17 protein-coding genes, 1 other RNA gene and 1 pseudogene are annotated in these 16,863 nt (G+C 62.8%); 11 read left to right on the forward strand and 8 right to left on the reverse strand.

The window, feature by feature from the left end; translation table 11 throughout:
• The first annotated feature begins 32 nt into the window (after positions 1-32).
• Positions 33-293, forward strand: coding sequence for a hypothetical protein (locus WBP06_RS02555; protein WP_395331560.1), 261 nt, complete (start codon positions 33-35; stop codon positions 291-293).
• 9 nt (positions 294-302) lie between these two features.
• Here WBP06_RS02555 and WBP06_RS02560 read toward each other — a convergent pair whose 3' ends face one another.
• Both WBP06_RS02560 and WBP06_RS02565 read right to left on the reverse strand, forming a co-directional pair.
• The gene (locus WBP06_RS02560; RefSeq protein WP_395331562.1) at positions 303-875 is read right to left on the reverse strand and encodes a nuclear transport factor 2 family protein; all 573 of its coding nucleotides are present in this window, start codon (positions 873-875) and stop codon (positions 303-305) included.
• A 150-nt stretch (positions 876-1,025) separates the two neighbouring features.
• Positions 1,026-1,997 (reverse strand): cation diffusion facilitator family transporter, encoded by a 972-nt coding sequence (locus WBP06_RS02565; protein ID WP_395331564.1) that lies wholly within the window; start codon positions 1,995-1,997, stop codon positions 1,026-1,028.
• Between the two features lie 359 nt (positions 1,998-2,356).
• Between WBP06_RS02565 and WBP06_RS02570 the strand changes: the two genes are divergently transcribed.
• Both WBP06_RS02570 and WBP06_RS02575 read left to right on the forward strand, forming a co-directional pair.
• On the forward strand, positions 2,357-4,957 hold the full coding sequence (locus WBP06_RS02570; RefSeq protein WP_395331566.1) for a TonB-dependent receptor: 2,601 nt from the start codon (positions 2,357-2,359) through the stop codon (positions 4,955-4,957).
• Between the two features lie 131 nt (positions 4,958-5,088).
• The gene (locus WBP06_RS02575) at positions 5,089-5,481 is read left to right on the forward strand and encodes a DUF1801 domain-containing protein (protein WP_395331568.1); all 393 of its coding nucleotides are present in this window, start codon (positions 5,089-5,091) and stop codon (positions 5,479-5,481) included.
• Between the two features lie 56 nt (positions 5,482-5,537).
• On the opposite strand, the gene mtgA is transcribed toward WBP06_RS02575, so the two are convergent.
• Both mtgA and WBP06_RS02585 read right to left on the reverse strand, forming a co-directional pair.
• Positions 5,538-6,203 (reverse strand): monofunctional biosynthetic peptidoglycan transglycosylase, encoded by a 666-nt coding sequence (mtgA, locus tag WBP06_RS02580; protein ID WP_395333998.1) that lies wholly within the window; start codon positions 6,201-6,203, stop codon positions 5,538-5,540.
• 83 nt (positions 6,204-6,286) lie between these two features.
• Positions 6,287-6,667, reverse strand: coding sequence for a winged helix-turn-helix transcriptional regulator (locus WBP06_RS02585; RefSeq protein WP_395331570.1), 381 nt, complete (start codon positions 6,665-6,667; stop codon positions 6,287-6,289).
• A gap of 100 nt (positions 6,668-6,767) precedes the next feature.
• On the opposite strand from WBP06_RS02585, the gene WBP06_RS02590 reads away from it, so the two are divergent.
• Positions 6,768-7,517, forward strand: coding sequence for an SDR family oxidoreductase (locus WBP06_RS02590; protein WP_395331572.1), 750 nt, complete (start codon positions 6,768-6,770; stop codon positions 7,515-7,517).
• Between the two features lie 71 nt (positions 7,518-7,588).
• Positions 7,589-8,650 carry a patatin-like phospholipase family protein gene (locus WBP06_RS02595; RefSeq protein WP_395331574.1) on the forward strand — a complete coding sequence of 354 codons (1,062 nt, stop codon included), beginning with the start codon at positions 7,589-7,591 and terminating at the stop codon, positions 8,648-8,650.
• Positions 8,651-8,862: 212 nt separating this feature from the next.
• On the opposite strand, the gene rpoH is transcribed toward WBP06_RS02595, so the two are convergent.
• Positions 8,863-9,774: an RNA polymerase sigma factor RpoH gene (gene rpoH, locus WBP06_RS02600; protein ID WP_395331576.1), complete on the reverse strand. Its 912-nt coding sequence runs from the start codon at positions 9,772-9,774 to the stop codon at positions 8,863-8,865.
• 89 nt (positions 9,775-9,863) lie between these two features.
• Entirely contained in the window at positions 9,864-10,808 is a 945-nt protein-coding gene (locus WBP06_RS02605; RefSeq protein ID WP_395331578.1) for an RluA family pseudouridine synthase, read from the reverse strand.
• A gap of 18 nt (positions 10,809-10,826) precedes the next feature.
• Between WBP06_RS02605 and WBP06_RS02610 the strand changes: the two genes are divergently transcribed.
• The 4 genes from WBP06_RS02610 (at position 10,827) to rnpB (ending at position 13,142) form a co-directional block, all read left to right on the forward strand.
• Positions 10,827-11,276, forward strand: a complete 450-nt coding sequence (locus WBP06_RS02610; protein WP_395331580.1) for a Mov34/MPN/PAD-1 family protein — start codon at positions 10,827-10,829, stop codon at positions 11,274-11,276.
• Between the two features lie 48 nt (positions 11,277-11,324).
• A complete protein-coding gene (locus WBP06_RS02615) occupies positions 11,325-11,981 on the forward strand; it encodes a histidine phosphotransferase family protein (RefSeq protein ID WP_395331582.1) in 657 nt (218 codons plus the stop codon).
• Between the two features lie 16 nt (positions 11,982-11,997).
• Positions 11,998-12,702, forward strand: coding sequence for an N-acetylmuramoyl-L-alanine amidase (locus WBP06_RS02620; protein ID WP_395331584.1), 705 nt, complete (start codon positions 11,998-12,000; stop codon positions 12,700-12,702).
• A 9-nt stretch (positions 12,703-12,711) separates the two neighbouring features.
• Positions 12,712-13,142, forward strand: an RNA gene (gene rnpB / locus WBP06_RS02625) — RNase P RNA component class A.
• A gap of 227 nt (positions 13,143-13,369) precedes the next feature.
• Here the strand turns inward: rnpB and WBP06_RS02630 are convergent.
• Positions 13,370-13,945: pseudogene (locus WBP06_RS02630) on the reverse strand (metallophosphoesterase); the annotation flags it as partial.
• 237 nt (positions 13,946-14,182) lie between these two features.
• On the opposite strand from WBP06_RS02630, the gene WBP06_RS02635 reads away from it, so the two are divergent.
• Together WBP06_RS02635 and WBP06_RS02640 are read left to right on the forward strand one after the other, a co-directional pair.
• Entirely contained in the window at positions 14,183-14,947 is a 765-nt protein-coding gene (locus tag WBP06_RS02635; protein ID WP_395331586.1) for a TorF family putative porin, read from the forward strand.
• Between the two features lie 168 nt (positions 14,948-15,115).
• On the forward strand, positions 15,116-15,544 hold the full coding sequence (locus WBP06_RS02640; protein ID WP_395331588.1) for a VOC family protein: 429 nt from the start codon (positions 15,116-15,118) through the stop codon (positions 15,542-15,544).
• A gap of 27 nt (positions 15,545-15,571) precedes the next feature.
• On the opposite strand, the gene nhaA is transcribed toward WBP06_RS02640, so the two are convergent.
• On the reverse strand, positions 15,572-16,786 hold the full coding sequence (gene nhaA / locus WBP06_RS02645) for a Na+/H+ antiporter NhaA (protein WP_395331590.1): 1,215 nt from the start codon (positions 16,784-16,786) through the stop codon (positions 15,572-15,574).
• Positions 16,787-16,863: the final 77 nt, after the last annotated feature.

A 16,863-nucleotide genomic window follows, 5' to 3' on the forward strand; every position in this document is an offset into this window, starting at 1 on the left:
ACAGATATTCTCCAGCCGGGGGCGATATCGAGGTGGCTTCGGCTGGAACCAACGTCGATGCGATAGAGCCGTTGACCGGTGAACTGATCGCTTGGGCCGATGTGATCGTCGTGATGGAAAAGGCGCAGCGCACCAAAGTGCAGCAACGGTTCCGTCGCCATCTCAATGGACAACGGATGATCTGCCTCGACATTCCGGACGACTATGCATTCATGGATCCGGCGCTGGTCGAACTGCTCGAACAGCGGATGTCCCGGCATCTGCCGCCCCGGCCGACTGGTCGAGGCGGATAGATACAGACTTCAGTTGCCGTCGGGCCGCGGACCCATGCCGCCACCACCGGGGCCGCGCTGGCCGCGCGGCGGCATCGGATCGCCCTTCTTCATCGTGCGCACGACCTGACCGTCGCGAGAGATCGTCATCTGCTCGGTCTCGGTCGATTTGAGCAGCCAGCCCTTGTCGCCCTGCACCCAGGTATCATGCGAAAGCTCGCTCATCGCGAACACATGCGATTGGCCATCGCGGTCCTGCCGGTTGCCCGAAGCGTCTTGGCGCTGTTCGACTTCGGCCGTCTGTCCGTTGACGGTCACCGAAAGGATCGTGTTGGTGGACTTGCGGCTGGGGTCGACGGGAATGTTGGCGAGGCGATCGATCATGTCGTCGGCATTCATCGAATTGCCGCCCAGATCGGTGCGCTTGAAGTCGGGCGTGAGGAACGGCTTGATATCGTCCGGCTCGCGCGTGTCCATGGCGGTCTTGAGGGCCGCGTAGCGCGCTTCAAGGTCGCTCTTGGTGTCGGCATGGGCAAGGCCCGGCAGCAGGGCGCAGCCAAGCGCTGCGGAGAGGAGCAGGCGGGCGGGGTATCGACGTGTCATTGCGGATCTGTCCATCCAGTCGGTGATGGACACGATTCCTAGCTGGCGGCAGCCATGCCGCAATCGGGATTATTGTACCTTATTGTCGCGGAATCGGCTGGGCGTGCATCACTCTGCAAATGCCGCCCAAGGTATGGGCCAATCCGATTCTCAGACGACCATCTCGCTTTCCAAGGCGCAGGCGGTGTCAGCTTCGGTCTCGATCTGGATGGTCGGGTGGCCGATCTTGAATTTGTGGTCCAGGTCGTGGGCAAGGCCGTGCAGGAATTCGTCGCCGGGCTGTCCGGCCGGCATCACCAGGTGTGCGGTAAGCGCGGTTTCGGTCGTGCTCATTGGCCAGACGTGAAGGTCGTGCACGCGGGCGACACCGGGGCGTTCTTCAAGGAAACTGCGCACTGCGGCGATGTCGATGCTTTCGGGCACGGCCATCATCCCCATGCGCAGCGATTCGCGCAGCAGGCTCCAACTCGACCAGGCGATGACGGCGGTGATGATCAGAGAGGCCAGCGGATCGACCATCGCCCATCCGGTCCATACGATCACGATGCCGGCGATCACCACACCCGCCGAAACTGCAGCATCGGCCATGAGGTGCACGAAGGCGGCACGAAGGTTGAGGTCGTCCTTGCTGCCCTTGGCGAACAGCATGGCCGAAAGCGCGTTGACCGCGATGCCGATCGCGGCGACGACGATCATGGTCGTGCCGGTTACCGGGGCGGGTTCGGCGAAGCGGCGGATCGTTTCCACCAGGATCGCACCGATCGCGACCCAGAGCAGGGCGGCATTGGCGATGGCGGCCAGGATCGAGGAGCTTTTCAAGCCGTAAGTGAACCGCTCCGTCGGTGGCCGCGAGGCGAGCACGCTGGCTGCCCACGCGAGCAGCAGCGACAACACGTCGGACAGGTTGTGCCCGGCGTCGGCCAGCAATGCCATAGAGTCGCTGATGAAGCCGGCCGCCACTTCCGCCACGACGAACACCAGATTGAGCCCTACCGCGAGTGCGAAGGCCCTGCCTACATTGCCGGGAACGGCATGGTGATGCCCGTGGTGATGGTGCCCGTGATGATGGCCATGGTGGTGATGGCCGTGATCGTGGCTGTGATGTTCGTGTGCGGCGCCCATGGACCGGGGGATTGCCACGAGCGGCCCGTCGCCATCAAGCGATGTCGTAACATGTCATGGCAATTCAAGGCTTCGCGACCGGCCTGCGGAAAACTCCGTTCCGCTTTTCCGTGACATTTATGCCGCAATGCGAAATCGGAAATGTTTCGGCAATTGACGGAAATCCAAGGAAAAATCGGGGCAGGCTGTGTTTATTGCGCCATACAGCAGAAAAATTGCTGCGACGTCTTCAGAAATGAATCCACTGTGTCAGAGACTTGTCATATTGCGCTGCTCTTAGCAGCCGCAGCAAAGTCTGTGGCGGGGCAAATCCTTCCGCAAATTGCAACAACCCATTCTGAAGGCTCCAGGGGGCTAAGATGAAAATTCAAACCGTTCTCTCCACGGCGACCAGCACGCTGGCCGTGGGCGCAGCGTTCCTCGCCATGCCGGCATTTGCTCAGTCGACCGGTTCGACCGAGTTCGACAACGCCATCGTCGTGACCGGCAATCGTACCGTCGACATCACTGGCGTTCGCACGCCGGATTCGCCCAAGGCGAAGGTCGAAATCAACAAGGAGTTCATCGCGAACCAGCGTGCTGGTCAGACTGTGAATGAGATGATCAACCTCGTTCCGGGCGTGAGCTTCACCAACAACGACCCCTGGGGTTCCAGCGGTGGTTCGTTCAGCATCCGCGGTTTCGATTCCAGCCGCATTTCGCAGACGTTCGACGGTATCCCGCTGAACGACTCGGGCAACTATGCGATCTATTCCAACCAGCAGGTCGATCCCGAACTGATCGAGACGGTCAACGTCAACCTCGGTTCGACGGACGTTGACAGCCCCACCGCTTCGGCCGTCGGCGGCACCGTCAACATCAACACCAAGGTTCCCGACGATCACTTCGGCGCCATGACCAGCATGTCGTACGGCGATGTCGTCGCCGATGGCTCGGGCGGCTCGGATCGCTCGTACCAGCGTCTGTTCGGCAAGATCGAAACCGGCGAGTTCACCTCGTTCGGCACCAAGGCCTGGGTTTCGGGTTCGTGGGCCCGTAACGGCGCCGCTTTCGCCAACTACGGCAAGGTCGAGAAGCAGCAGTACAACGCGAAGATCTACCAGCCGCTGGGTGGTGACGACTTCATCTCGATCGCGGGTCACTACAACGAAAACCGCAACAACTTCGGCGGTTCGCCGTTCCGCGCCAGCGCCTTCTCGGGCGACAAGACGGATCGTTTCTACGATGTCGCCGGCGGCGCGCCCTGCACCCTGGCCGACGCCCGTCCTGGTGTTGCTGATACGCCGAATGCCTGCGGCACCGATTTCGAACGTCGCTACAACCCGTCGAACACTGGCAACGTGCGCCTTGCCTCGCTGTTCCACCTGACCGAAAAGCTGACCCTGTCGGTCGATGGTGCCTACCAGTACACCAAGGCCAACGGCGGCGGCACCACGAGCGCCTATGAGCGCGCCTACACCAGCGGCGGCTTCACCGGCACCGGCAACTATGGTGGTTCGTTCTACTTCGGCCGCGATCTCAACGGCGACGGCGATACGCTTGACCGCGTGACCCTGCTCCAGCCGAGCCAGACCAACACGAACCGCTACCTGGCGATCGCCAACCTCGGTTACGAGATCAACGACAACAACCGCGTTCGCCTGTCGTACACGTTCGACCGCGCCCATCACCGCCAGACCGGCGCTGCGGGCCTGCTTTACCCGAACGGCGAGCCTGTCGACGTCTTCCCGATCAACGATCCGCTGACCGACCTGGCGGGCAACGTCCTCCAGAAGCGTGACCGTAACTCGTATGCCACGCTGCACAAGATCGCCGGTGAATACCGCGGTTCGTTCCTCGAGGACAAGCTGACGGTTCTGCTCGGCGTCGCCGCTCCGTTCTACAAGCGTGATCTCAACCAGAACTGCTTCACCACCAGCTCGGGCGGCTTTGTCGACTGCGTGCCGGAAGACCAGCAGGCTGCCTACATCGTCGCCAAGCCCTATTCGTTCAACGCGACGACCGGCAAGGCAACGGGTTCGGCTCTGCCGCAGGGGCGCAAGCTCGACTACGACAAGATCCTCCCCAACGTTGGCCTGACCTACAAGATCACGCCGTCGGTGAGCATCAGCGGCAGCTACTCGAAGAACCTCTCGGTGCCCAGCACCGACACGCTGTACAACGCCTTCTACTTCCCGGCGGACAGCGATGCGGCTTACCGCGTGCCGGAAACCGCAGACAGCTTCGACGCTTCGCTGCGCTATTCGAGCTCGATGGTTCAGGCGGCGCTGACTGGCTGGTACACCAAGTACAAGAACCGTCTCGTCACCGCTTATGACATCGACGGCAATGCCACCGACACCAACCTTGGCCCGGTGAAGAAGTACGGCATCGATGCCAGCGTCTCGGTCCGTCCGGTCCAGCCGCTGTCGCTCTACGTCTTCGGTTCGTGGATCAAGTCGGAAATCCAGGACGACACGGTCACCAGCAGCTGCGCCGCCACGAGCGACATCGCTCGCGCCGGTCTCTGCTATGCCGTGACGGACAACGGCACGACCACCTACTATCTGCGCACCTCGGGCAAGACCGAACGCGCCACTCCCGAGTGGCTCTTCGGTGGTCGCGCGCAGGTCGATCTGGGTGATTTCAGCATCGGTGCGCAGGCCAAGTACACCGGTTCGCGCTACCTGAACGACATCAACGGCGAGATCGAAACGGTGAGCGTCAACGGCACGCCGACCACGATCTATCCGGGTGCCAAGTTCAAGAGCTTCACCACGGTGGACCTCAACCTGCGCTACAAGCTGAAGAACCTGGGTCTCGCCAACAGCGAAGTCCAGCTCAACGTCACCAACCTGTTCGACGAATACTACGTCGGTTCGTACTCGGGCGGCCTCGACACGCTCCCGACCTCGACCTCGGCCTTCGTGAACTTCGGTGCGCCTCGTGCGGTCAGCGCCACGCTCATCATGGGCTTCTGATCGAAGTAAATCGCGTCACGCGAAACAGGGGAGGGGAGAGAACTTCGGTTCTCTCCCCTTTTTTGTTGCGCCTTACGAGCGCCTTGCGGGTAAAGCCGGTGGCAAAGCACTAGGCATTGGGAGAGGCGGAGATGGCCGAAGACAACGACGCGTCGCGATTGATCGATCGACGGATCGCGGAACTGGACGACTGGCGTGGTGCAATGCTCGCACGGCTGCGCGCCATCGTACTCAAGGCCGATCCGCAAATCGTCGAGGAATGGAAGTGGCGCGGGGTGCCGGTATGGTCGCGCGGCGGCATCATCACCACGGGCGAGACCTACAAGGCGGCGGTCAAGCTGACCTTTGCCAAAGGGGCGTCGCTGGCCGATCCCAAGGGCCTGTTCAACGCCAGTCTGGATGGCAACACCCGCCGCGCCATCGATTTTCATGAGGGTGACGAAGTGGACGAGGTGGCGCTGACCGCGCTCGTGCAAGAGGCGATCGCGCTCAATCTGGCAAAGAAGCCCGCCCGCTCGAAATGAGCGGGCTCATGCCCGCAGGAGAATGCTGCCGCGAGAAGTAGGCGTGCCGGAAATCCTCAGTCGTAGACGCAGGAATCGAAGCCTTCGCGCTTCACCGTGCCGATGCGCGCGGCGATGATGTTGCCGTAGCGACGCGTGAAGCCGGACGGGTTCTTGACGTCGCGGGTCTTGGGGCTGGGCAGCGCGGCGGCAATGCGGGCGGCCTCCGTCGGCGTCAGGCTGGTCGCCGACTTGCCGTAGTAGCGCTGGGCGCCTGCTTCCACACCATAAGTGCCGATGCCGGTCTCTGCGACGTTCAGGTAGACTTCCATGATCCGCCGTTTGTCCCACAGGTTCTCGATCAGGAACGTGAACCAGACCTCGAAACCCTTGCGCAGATAGCGGGTCCAGCCTTCGCCCTGCCAGAGAAACACGTTCTTGGCGGTCTGCTGGCTGATCGTGGAGCCACCGCGGATGCGGCCGCCGGCGGCATTGCGTTCGAACGCCTTTTCGATGGCGTCGGTATCGAAACCGTTGTGCGTGCAGAACTTGCCGTCTTCGCCGGCAATCGCAGCGGCCACCATGTTGCGGTCGATCCGGCTGAGCGGCTGCCAGTCCTTGGTGATGCCATTGCCGTCCACCAGCATCGTCACCGTCACCGGCGGCGGCACGAAGCGATAGAGCACGGTGACTCCCACGCTGATGGCAACGAACCCGACGATGACCTTGGCAAGAATGCGCAGCAAGGAAGTAGTGCCCCTGAGAATTTCGACAGTCGAACCCGCTGCCTAGCGAGGTTGGGCGGCGTGGGGAAGGCGGGGTGCGATCAATCGCGTGTGTCGAACGCGTCGCGTGCCGCCGCGACGTCGCCCAGATGCGCCTCTGCCCACAGCCATACGCCGCAAAACGCCTCGCCCAGGCTGTGCCCCAGCGGTGTCAGGCGATAGTCGACATGGGGCGGGATCACTGGATGGACGGTGCGGTGGACGAATCCGTCGCGCTCCATCTGCCGCAGCGTTTGCGTCAGCATCTTCTGGCTGATCCCCGGCACGAGTCGCGCCAGCGCACTGAAGCGCTGTTCGCCGTGCTCTTCCAGTGCTTCCAGGATCAGCAAGGTCCACTTGTCAGCCACGCGACCGATCAATTCGTTGACGAGCGCGTCGACACCGGGGATGCTCGAATAGTTGGTAGTGCCTGGATTTTCCATTTCTTACCTCACGGTATGTACCGTACGTTCAGGTGCCTGCTTTCCAAAAGAGAGTATAGAGCTACAACTGTCTTCACAACCTCTCACCCAGGAGTTTCCCATGAAGACCAGCGGCAACACCATTCTGCTTTCCGGCGGCGGTTCCGGAATCGGGCGCGAACTTGCGCAGCGTTGGCATGATGCCGGCAACGTCGTGATCGTTACCGGCCGCACGCTCGCCAGCCTTGAGGAAACCGCCAGGGGGCGCGGCAACATCCATCCGATGACGCTCGACGTTACCGATGGGGACACCATTCGAGCCTTTGCTGCGGATGTGTTGGCGAAGTTCCCGGCGCTCAACGTGCTGGTCAACAATGCCGGGGTCATGCCGCTGGAGGATATCTCGGTCCCCCGCGACCTGTCGCGGGCTGAGGCTTGTGTGACGACCAATCTGCTGGGGCCGATCCGGCTGACCGATGCCCTGATCGCACATCTGTCGAGCCAGCCCGATGCGGCCATCGTCAATGTCAGTTCGGGCCTTGCCTTCGTGCCGCTGGTGGCGGCGGCGGTCTATTCGGCGACCAAGGCAGCGATCCATTCGTGGACCGATTCGCTGCGTTTCGCGCTGGCTGGCACCGTGGAAGTGATCGAACTCGCTCCCCCGGCGGTGCAGACCGAACTGACGCCGGGGCAATCCACGCGCGAAGGGTACATGCCGTTGGGCGATTTCATCGACGAGGTCATGAGCCTGTTCGCGCAAGTGCCGACGCCCGAACTGATCGGCGTGCAGCGCCTTGGCTTCCTGCGCAACGCCGAAGCGGAAGGCCGCTATGCACAGACGTTTGCGACGCTGAACGCGCCGCACGCCTGAAACCGGGCTGATTGCTGGAACCATCCGGCCGCCGGTGCTATCACTGCATGCTGCAGCGCAGCAATGGCGGCATGGCTATGTTTTCCGAGGACAAGCACGTACATCGCCTGGACCTGGCGCTTCAGGGGGGAGGCGCTCATGGCGCCTTCACCTGGGGCGTGCTCGATGGGCTGTTGCAGGATGAGCGCCTGATTCCCGGCGCGTTGAGCGGGGCAAGCGCCGGGGCCATGAATGCCGCGGTGCTGGTTTCGGGCCTGGTTTCCGGCGGGCGTGCGGAGGCGCGGGACAGACTGCGCAACTTCTGGAAGGAACTCAACCGTTCCGGCCGCGAAGCGGGGCCGCTGATCCCGATGATCGAGGCGTTTCCGCAGACCTCCCGCGCACTCTCATCGTGGTGGTCGACCGTTTTCGGGGACGTGGGAATGGCCCATGCCTCCCCGGAGCTGGGCCGCGAGATGCAGGAAATCCTGCGCAAGGTGATCGAGAAGCACGTCGACTTCGCTGCCATCCGCAGCGAAGGCGCGCCGCCTCTGTTCATCTCCGCCACCAATGCCCGCTCCGGCGCCTTGCGGTTGTTTCGCAACGCGGATCTGACCGCTGATGCCCTGTTGGCCTCGGCCTGCCTGCCGCTCTATTTCCCGCCGGTCACGATCGACGGGAAGGACTATTGGGACGGCGGCTACAGCGCCAATCCGCCCCTGGTTCCACTGGTACAGGAAAGCGCCAACGACGATCTGCTGCTGATTACCGTCAATACCCAGGTGCGTTCCGAAACCCCGCGCAATGCGGCCGCCATCATCGACCGGCTGACGGAGATCGGCTTCAACCAGTCGATGCGGAAGGAATTGCAGGGATTGGTTCTACTGCAGCACGCGATCGGGCGGGCACGGACGAAAGCGGGCGCCAGAGACGGTCTGGTCGCGCAAGTGGAGCGCCTGCGCCTGCACGAAATCCATGACGAAGCGACGCTGGCGGCGATGCCGGCGCAGACCAAGCTGCTGCCGGTGCGCCACTTGTTGCTCAAGCTGCATGATGCCGGTCAGGCGGCGGCCAAGCACTGGTGCGAGACGTGCGTTGAGCATCTGGGCAAGCGGAGCACGGTGAATCTGGCGCAGCGCTTCGGGCCGGCGTGAGGGGCTCCAGTTCGGACACGCCGCTATTGTGCTCTAATTAGTCCGTCATCCCCCTTAGGCGGGCCCCCGCCTGCGCGGGGGCGACGGGGTGTTATGCCGACCGGTTGCGTCCGCGCTAATATGATTGTGCCGACGGCAAGGGCCTCTCGCCCAAAAAAGACCGGGCCGTCCCGATGGACGACCCGGCCAATCTTTCAGCATTCCCGTGAAGTTTAAACCGCCGGGACCAGCTTCTTGTCCAAGGCGATGCGGTTCATCGCCTTCTGCAGCTTTTCGAAGGCGCGAACCTCGATCTGGCGCACGCGTTCGCGGCTGACCTTGTAGACCTGGCTCAATTCCTCGAGCGTCTTCGGGTCGTCGGTCAGGCGACGTTCGGTCAGAATGTCGCGTTCGCGATCGTTCAGCGATTCCATCGCCTCGACAAGCATGTCGTGGCGAACGGTCGATTCCTGGGCCTCGGCCACGGTTTCGTCCTGCAGCGGGCGGTCATCCGCAAGGATGTCCATCCACTGGCCTTCGCCTTCCTCGCGCAGGGAGACGTTCAGCGATGCATCGCCGCCCATCATCATGCGCCGGTTCATGTTCACCACTTCCTGCTGCGACACGCCGAGCGTGGTCGCGATCGTGGCGACATCGTCCGGATGCAGGTCGGTGTCCTCGTAAGCGTCGAGGTTCTTCTTCATGCGGCGCAAGTTGAAGAACAGCTTCTTCTGGCCCGCGGTGGTGCCCATCTTCACGAGCGACCACGAGCGCAGAATGAACTCTTGAATCGACGCCTTGATCCACCACATAGCATAAGTGGCAAGGCGGAAGCCCCGATCCGGCTCGAACTTCTTGACCCCCTGCATAAGGCCGATGTTGCCTTCGGAGATCAGTTCGGAAACGGGCAGGCCATAGCCACGGTAGCCCATCGCGATCTTCGCGACGAGGCGAAGATGGCTGGTTACCAGCTGTGCAGCTGCTTCGGGATCCTCGTGTTCCTTGTAGCGCTTGGCGAGCATGTATTCCTGCTCCGGCGCAAGTATGGGGAACTTGCGGATCTCGGAGAGATAGCGATTTAGGCTCTGCTCGCTGCCCAGCGTCGGAACAGCCGGGAGATTGCGTTGCTTGGTGCTCACTGTCATCCGTCCTTTCCGGTCGGCCCGCGGTCGAAGACCCTATGCAGGCATCTTAGCTTGGGGCCACCTTTATAAGATAGCATGTTAATCCGATTTCACTGACGCAGTTCGTCGATCAGGGCCCGCATGTCGTCGGGCAAGGGGCTGGAAAATCGGACTGTCTCCCCGGTAACGGGGTGGACGAAGCCAAGTTCCGCTGCGTGAAGCGCTTGGCGGTGAAATCCGAGTCGTTGAACGACCGGGCGAATCGCAGGGGGTGTACGTCCATATACTGGATCCCCCAATAGCGAATGCCCGATTGACGACATGTGAACGCGTACTTGATGCGTTCTTCCCGTTTCGAGGCGACATTCCACGAGCGTGGCGCCTTTGAGCGCTTCGATCGTGCGATAATGAGTCACGGCGTGTTTGCCCCTGCCTTCTTCGACCAGTGCCATCTTCTTTCGGTTGGTATTCGAACGGCCGATGGATCCGGTTACAGTGCCGCTGACAGGAATCGGTTTTCCGGCGACGATGGCGCGATAGGCGCGCTCGATCGAGTGGTCTGCGAACTGGACGGCCAGCCCTTCGTGGGCGCGATCTGTCTTGGCGACCACGAGAAGGCCGGACGTATCCTTGTCGATGCGGTGGACGATGCCGGGCCGCGCCACGCCGCCGATTCCCGAAAGCTGGCCGCGACAGTGATGGAGCAGGGCATTGACCAGCGTGCCGTCCAGATTGCCGGCAGCGGGATGGACGACAAGGCCGGACGGCTTGTCTACGATGATCAGGTATTCGTCTTCGAACACGACGTTCAGCGGAATGTCCTGAGCGATGGCCTCGGCGGGAATGGCTGCCGGCACGGCGATGGCGAAAGGCGTACCGGGTTCGACCTTGAGCGAGGCTTGCGCGGCCGGCTTGCCCGAAAGCGTGACACGGCCTTCGCCCATCAGCGCCTTGATCCGTTCGCGCGAAAGGCCGCTGGCCTCTGCAAGCGCCTTGTCGAGGCGGCCACCGGCCTCCCCGATCGTACCTTCAATGATGTTTTCCATGACCCCCATTGTCTGTACGATTTGGGGATGAATGTCGAAGTGACAAGGGCAGTTGTGACCGCTTTGCTGGATGAGGCGTCACGTATTTTTCCGGAGGAGTGCTGCGGGCTGCTGCTGGGACGGGAAGGGCGCATCGAATCTGCCGTTCCTGCCGCCAATGTCGCTCCGGAACGCACCCGCCATTTCGAGATCGATCCCGCTGCACTGCTGGCCGCGCACCGCGCAGCGCGGGCCGGCGGACCGCAGATTCTGGGCTACTATCATTCGCACCCTGGGGGGCAGCCCATACCTTCCGCCGTGGATCGCGAACATTCCACCGGCGATTTGCGGATTTGGGCGATCATCGGCGACGGGCGTGTTGCATTCTGGCGCGATAGCGGGAATGGTTTTTCACCAATAATCTGCGATGTCATCGGCGGGAATCATCCGGATTCTCCTATAGATTCTGCTGATGCGGCGCGGGTTGCCAAATCCTGATCGCCACTTATCTGTTGGCCACCTGAAAGCATGGAAGTTTCCGCGAATATGAGCACCAGTGCGATCGAACTTGCCAGTCTCCTCTGTTCGCGCCTCTGTCACGATATGTTGAGCCCGGTGGGCGCGTTGTCGAACGGGCTTGAGCTGCTGTCGGACGAGAAGGATCCGGAGATGCGCCAGCGCTGCTTCGAACTGCTCGACCAGAGCGCGCGGATTTCGGCGGACAAGCTGAAGTTCTTCCGCCTGGCCTTCGGCGCGGCGGGTGGTTTCGGTGATATGGTGCCGGTTACGGAGGCGCGGGCGCTGGTCGACGCGCTGATCGTCAACAATGCGCGGATCGTGGTCAACTGGTCGCTGGGCAGCGATACGATGCCCAAGCCGGCGATCAAGACGCTGCTCAATTTCGCGCTGATCGGTATCGAGGCGCTGCCGCGTGGCGGCACGCTGGATATCGCCGCCGAACTCCGTCCTGACCAACTCACTTGCGGCACCAGCGAGATCGTGGTGCGCGCGGCAGGCCCGCGCATCGCCTTCGACCGCGACGTCGGCCGTGCGCTGGAAGGCGCGCTGCCGGAAGGCGACTTGTCGAGCCGCACCGCGCCGGCGGCGATGATCCAGCAGCTTGCGCAAAGCCTGGGCGGCCGCCTGCAATATGCCTTGGGTGACGACGCGCTGGTGCTCGGCGCGGTCCTGCCGGGCATCTGATGGAGCCGATGGGACGATGAACCGCTGGTTGGTCAACAAAATCGTCCAATCGCCCAACTGCAACGAGCGCAAGCTGCCGGTGTCGATGGTGGTGCTCCATTACACCGGCATGAAAAGCGCCGACGAAGCGCTGGAGCGCATGTGCGATCCAGCGGCCGAAGTCTCCGCGCACTACATGATAGACGAGGAGGGCGTGGTCACCTCGCTCGTGCCCGAGGACAAGCGGGCGTGGCATGCCGGCCGATCCTACTGGCGCGGGGTTACCGACGTGAATTCCGCCTCGATCGGGATCGAACTGGTCAATCCCGGCCACGAATGGGGCTATCGGCCGTTTCCCGAACCGCAGATGGATGCGTTGCTGCCGCTGCTGGCCGACATCATGGACCGGCACGATATCCCGCGCGCGAACGTGGTCGGCCATTCGGACATCGCACCCACGCGCAAGCTGGATCCGGGCGAATATTTCGACTGGGCGCGGCTGGGCGATCTGGGGCTGGCGCTGGAAATCCCGCCGGCCAAGATGAACCTGTTCTACGACAATCCCGGCGCCTTCTATCTGGCGCTGGAACGGTTCGGCTATGATATCGCGGATGGCCGCGCCGCAGTCAGCGCGTTCCAGCGCCGTTGGCGGCCCGAGATCATCGATGGCGTGATCGACGGTGAAATCGGCGGAATTCTCTTCGAACTCCTGTTGGAGCGCGACACCGGTCGTGCTAGGTGACCGCCCGCACCGGGGAGCCGGGCAGCCGCGGGCGTCTTCGGACGCGCGAGGAAAGTCCGGGCTCCACGAAACAAGGGTGGCGGGTAATGCCCGCCGGGCGAGTCGGGTTTTCAGGCCCGGCGAAGCTTAGGGAAAGTGCCACAGAGAGCAGACCGCCGACCGGGGCAACCCGTTAGGTAAGGGTGAAAGGGTGCGGTAAGAGCGCACCGCGCTACCGGTAACGGCAAGCGGCAAGGCAAACCCCACCCGGAGCAAGACCGAATAGGGGCTGCGCGCCATCTTGAATGGCGGGTCTGTTTCGGACCCAGGCAGCCCGGGTTGGTCGCTTGAGCGGCGCAGCAATGCGTCGCCTAGAGGAATGGCTGCCACCGCGGCGTAAGGTCCCTCTGTTTGGGAGACCACGCCAGGTACAGAACCCGGCTTACAGGCTCCCCGGTGCGTTTCGATCCTGAGCGGCGACCTGGATGGCAATGCCGTCGGCCGTTTCGCACGCCTGGATGAACCAGCGATTTTCGCCTTCCAGCCCGATCGCGGTCAATGTGCCGTGGACGTAGGCGCCGGTGTCGATGCCGATGCGATTGGCGCGGATTTCCGGCTGCTGCGTGATCGTGTGGCCATGCACGATCACGGCTCCGAAGTCCCCGCCATGCGTCAGGAACGGTTCGCGGATCCAACGGCAGTCGTGCCCCAACTGGTGATCCAGCGGGGTGTCCGGGCGCACCCCGGCATGCACGAACAGATAGTCGCCGATGCGCACCATCTTCTCGAACCCGTCCACGAAGTCCAAATCGTCCTGCGGGATGGCGTCCAGCATCGCCAGTTGCAGCTCTTCCGGTTCGGCGGCCATCACGAAGCCGGGGTCGACGCCATAAGATATGATCGTCTCGCGCCCGCCGTACTTCAGGAAGCTGCGGAATGCGTCCAGCTTGCGCGTGGCGACCAGCAGCATTTCCTCGTGATTGCCCTGGACGAATTCCACGCGGCGTTCGTGCGACCAGCGCCGCGCCCGGTCGATCACGCCGGCGCTGGCAGGCCCCCGGTCGATCAGGTCGCCCAACAGGATGACGTTGGTGATGGCCTCACCCCGACTGGCGTCGTCGCGCTCGATCGCGGCGATGAGTCCCTCGAAGAGGTCGAGCCGGCCATGAATGTCCCCCACGGCATAGACGCGCTGACCTGATGGCAGCTTGGGCGTCCATTGTCTGGCGGGACGGGCGACAAGATTTTTGAGCTTGGCAAGCATTCTATGCCCGCCGGTATACGCCGCGCCCGAACCCTGGGCAAGCGGGCTGCGCTGCAAGTGCGAGTGGCAAAAAGCCCACACTTCGTTTCCCGATTGTTGCTTTTGTGAAATTTTCCTTGTGCGCCCTCTTGGTGCGATGCAGCATTATTGTGCTGATGCACGCTGTCCCAAAACGAGGACGCGGCGAAAAGCGCAGGTGGGAACGAAGCACCAAGAAGAATTTGTGAGGGAATGAACATGGTTATGTCCGTCCGTGGCGTTATCGCCGCGACCCTTCTTGCGGGCTCCGCGCTCGCAGCGACCCCCGCCTTCGCTGATGAAGCTGACGCTCCCAAGGACTTCACCGTCACCGGCAACGTTGCGCTCACCACCGACTATCGCTTCCGCGGCGTCTCGCTTTCGAACGGCGATCCGGCCATCCAGGGCGGCATCACCGTTTCGCACAAGAGCGGCGTCTACGTCAGCACCTGGTCGTCCTCGATCCATGGCGGTGACCTCTATGGCGATCAGGAACTGGACCTGATCGCGGGCTGGACCGGCGGCCTTGGCAGCAGCGGTCTGACGCTTGACGCTGGCATGCTGTACTACGCCTATCCCAGCGGCCACGTGGGCGATGCCAACTATTGGGAACCATACGCATCGCTGGCCTATTCGGTCGGACCGGCCAAGCTCAAGGCGGGTGTTGCCTATGCGTGGAAGCAGAAGGGCCTTCTGACCATCGACGGCTACCACCACGACAACCTCTACGTTTACGGCAATGTCGACGTCGCCATTCCGAACACCCCGGTCACCGTTTCGGGCCACCTCGGCTACACCGACGGCGTGCTGGCGCCCTGCTACACCTGCAATGGCGACAAGACCGGCATCGACTACTCGATCGGCGCTTCGATGACCGTCTATGGCCCGCTCTCGGTGGGCGTCAGCTACATCGGCGTCAGCGGTCCCAGCATCGACAGCTACACCAACGATGCCGTCGTCGGCACGCTGACCGCTTCGTTCTGATCCAACACAATATTTGCAGGAGGACCCGCCCGGAGCATTTCCGGGCGGGTTTTTCGCGTCCGTACGCTGCAATTGCGAGAACATGGTGGAGTGGCGGCCGCGGTCTGGTCTATCGTAATGCGGCGTAGACGCCGCAGAGGCGCGCCGCTCTCTTCCAAAGGACATCCCGTGACCAAGTACCTCCACACCATGATCCGCGTGACCGATCCCGACGCGACGATCGCCTTCTTCGAACTGATCGGCCTGAAGGAAACGCGCCGCTTTTCCAGCGAGCAGGGGCGTTTCACGCTGATCTACCTGGCCGTGCCGGGCGAGGAATCGGAAGTCGAACTGACCTACAACTGGCCGGCCGAGGATGGTTCGTTCGAGGAATATACCGGCGGGCGCAACTTCGGCCATCTCGCCTTCCAGGTCGACGATATCTACGCCACCTGTCAGACGCTGGCGGATGCCGGCGTGACGATCAACCGTCCCCCGCGCGACGGTCACATGGCTTTCGTGCGTACGCCCGACGGCATTTCGGTGGAACTGCTGCAGGACGGCCGCCTCGAACCGGCGGAACCCTGGGCTTCGATGCCGAACGTGGGCGCTTGGTAAAGACCTGATGCGAAGGCCGGCGCGGTGTCAGGCCGCGTCGGTCGTTTGCCCGCTACGGCCCGGCTGCGGCGCGAAACGCAGGATCGCGAAGCCCAGCAGGGATGAGAGCAGCGATCCCGCCAGCACGCCCAGCTTGGCTTCCTCCACCAGTTCCGGAAAGCGCGGGAAAGCCAGCGCGCCGATGAACAGGCTCATCGTGAACCCGATGCCGCACAGGACGGCCATGCCCCACAGCTGAAGCCAGCTGGCGCCTGCGGGGCGCGATGCGAAACCGGTGCGGTCGGCCAGCACGATGGCAGCGAAGATGCCGATCTGCTTGCCCAGGAACAGGCCCAGCGCCACGCCCAGCGGCACCGGGTCCAGCAGACTGCCGCCAGCGCCATGTCCGGACAGCGCCACGCCGGCATTGGCAAAGCCGAACAGGGGCACGATCAGGAAGCTGTTCCAGGGCGCCAGCGCATGTTCCAGTCGCAGCAGCATCGATTCGCGGCGCAATGGACGCAGCGGGATCACGAAGGCCAGCAATACGCCGGCGACCGTGGCATGGATTCCGGAATTCAGCACGCAGATCCAGAGGCCCAGACCCAGCAGCAGGTAGACCGACAGGAACGGAACGCGCAGCCGCCCGCAAGCCAGCAGCGCGATCAACACTGCCCCTGCCGCCATGGCCCAAGCCGGATCGATCCGCGCGGTATAGAAAAGCGCGATCACCGCCACAGCGCCCAGATCGTCGACGATGGCAACGGTAAGCAAGAACAGGCGCAGCGATGCTGGCACGCGGCGGCCCAGCAGGGCCAGCACGCCGACCGCGAAGGCAATGTCCGTCGCCGCGGGAATCGCCCAGCCCCGCCGGGCCGGTTCGGCAAGGCCGGCCGTCGCCAGATAGATCAGCGCGGGGGCCATCATCCCCGCCAGCGCGGCCAGGACCGGCAGGCGGCGCCGTGCCGGGCTGGACAGTTCCCCATCGATGATCTCGCGCTTGATCTCCAGCCCGACGACCAGGAAGAATACCGCCATCAAGGCATCGTTGATCCAGGCGTGCAGAGTGTCGAGTCGCGGCAGCGGGCGCCAACTCAGCGGATGGTGGAACAGTTCGTGGTAACTATGACCGAGCGGCGAATTTGCCACCAAAAGCGCCATAAGTGCCACGAGGATCAGCAGAATCCCTGCTGCCGCCTCGCTGCTTATTAACTTTGTGAAACGAAACGCCAATTCATTGGCGTAATTGCGCTGAGAATTCATAAGTCCTGTCTCGGGCAGACTTGATGGCGATGCAAGCCACCAGGGCAGTCCGGTCGTGGGCCTGACACATCGTCGCG

Source organism: Novosphingobium mississippiense (genome assembly GCF_044029535.1).
In the GTDB taxonomy this organism is placed as follows: domain Bacteria; phylum Pseudomonadota; class Alphaproteobacteria; order Sphingomonadales; family Sphingomonadaceae; genus Novosphingobium.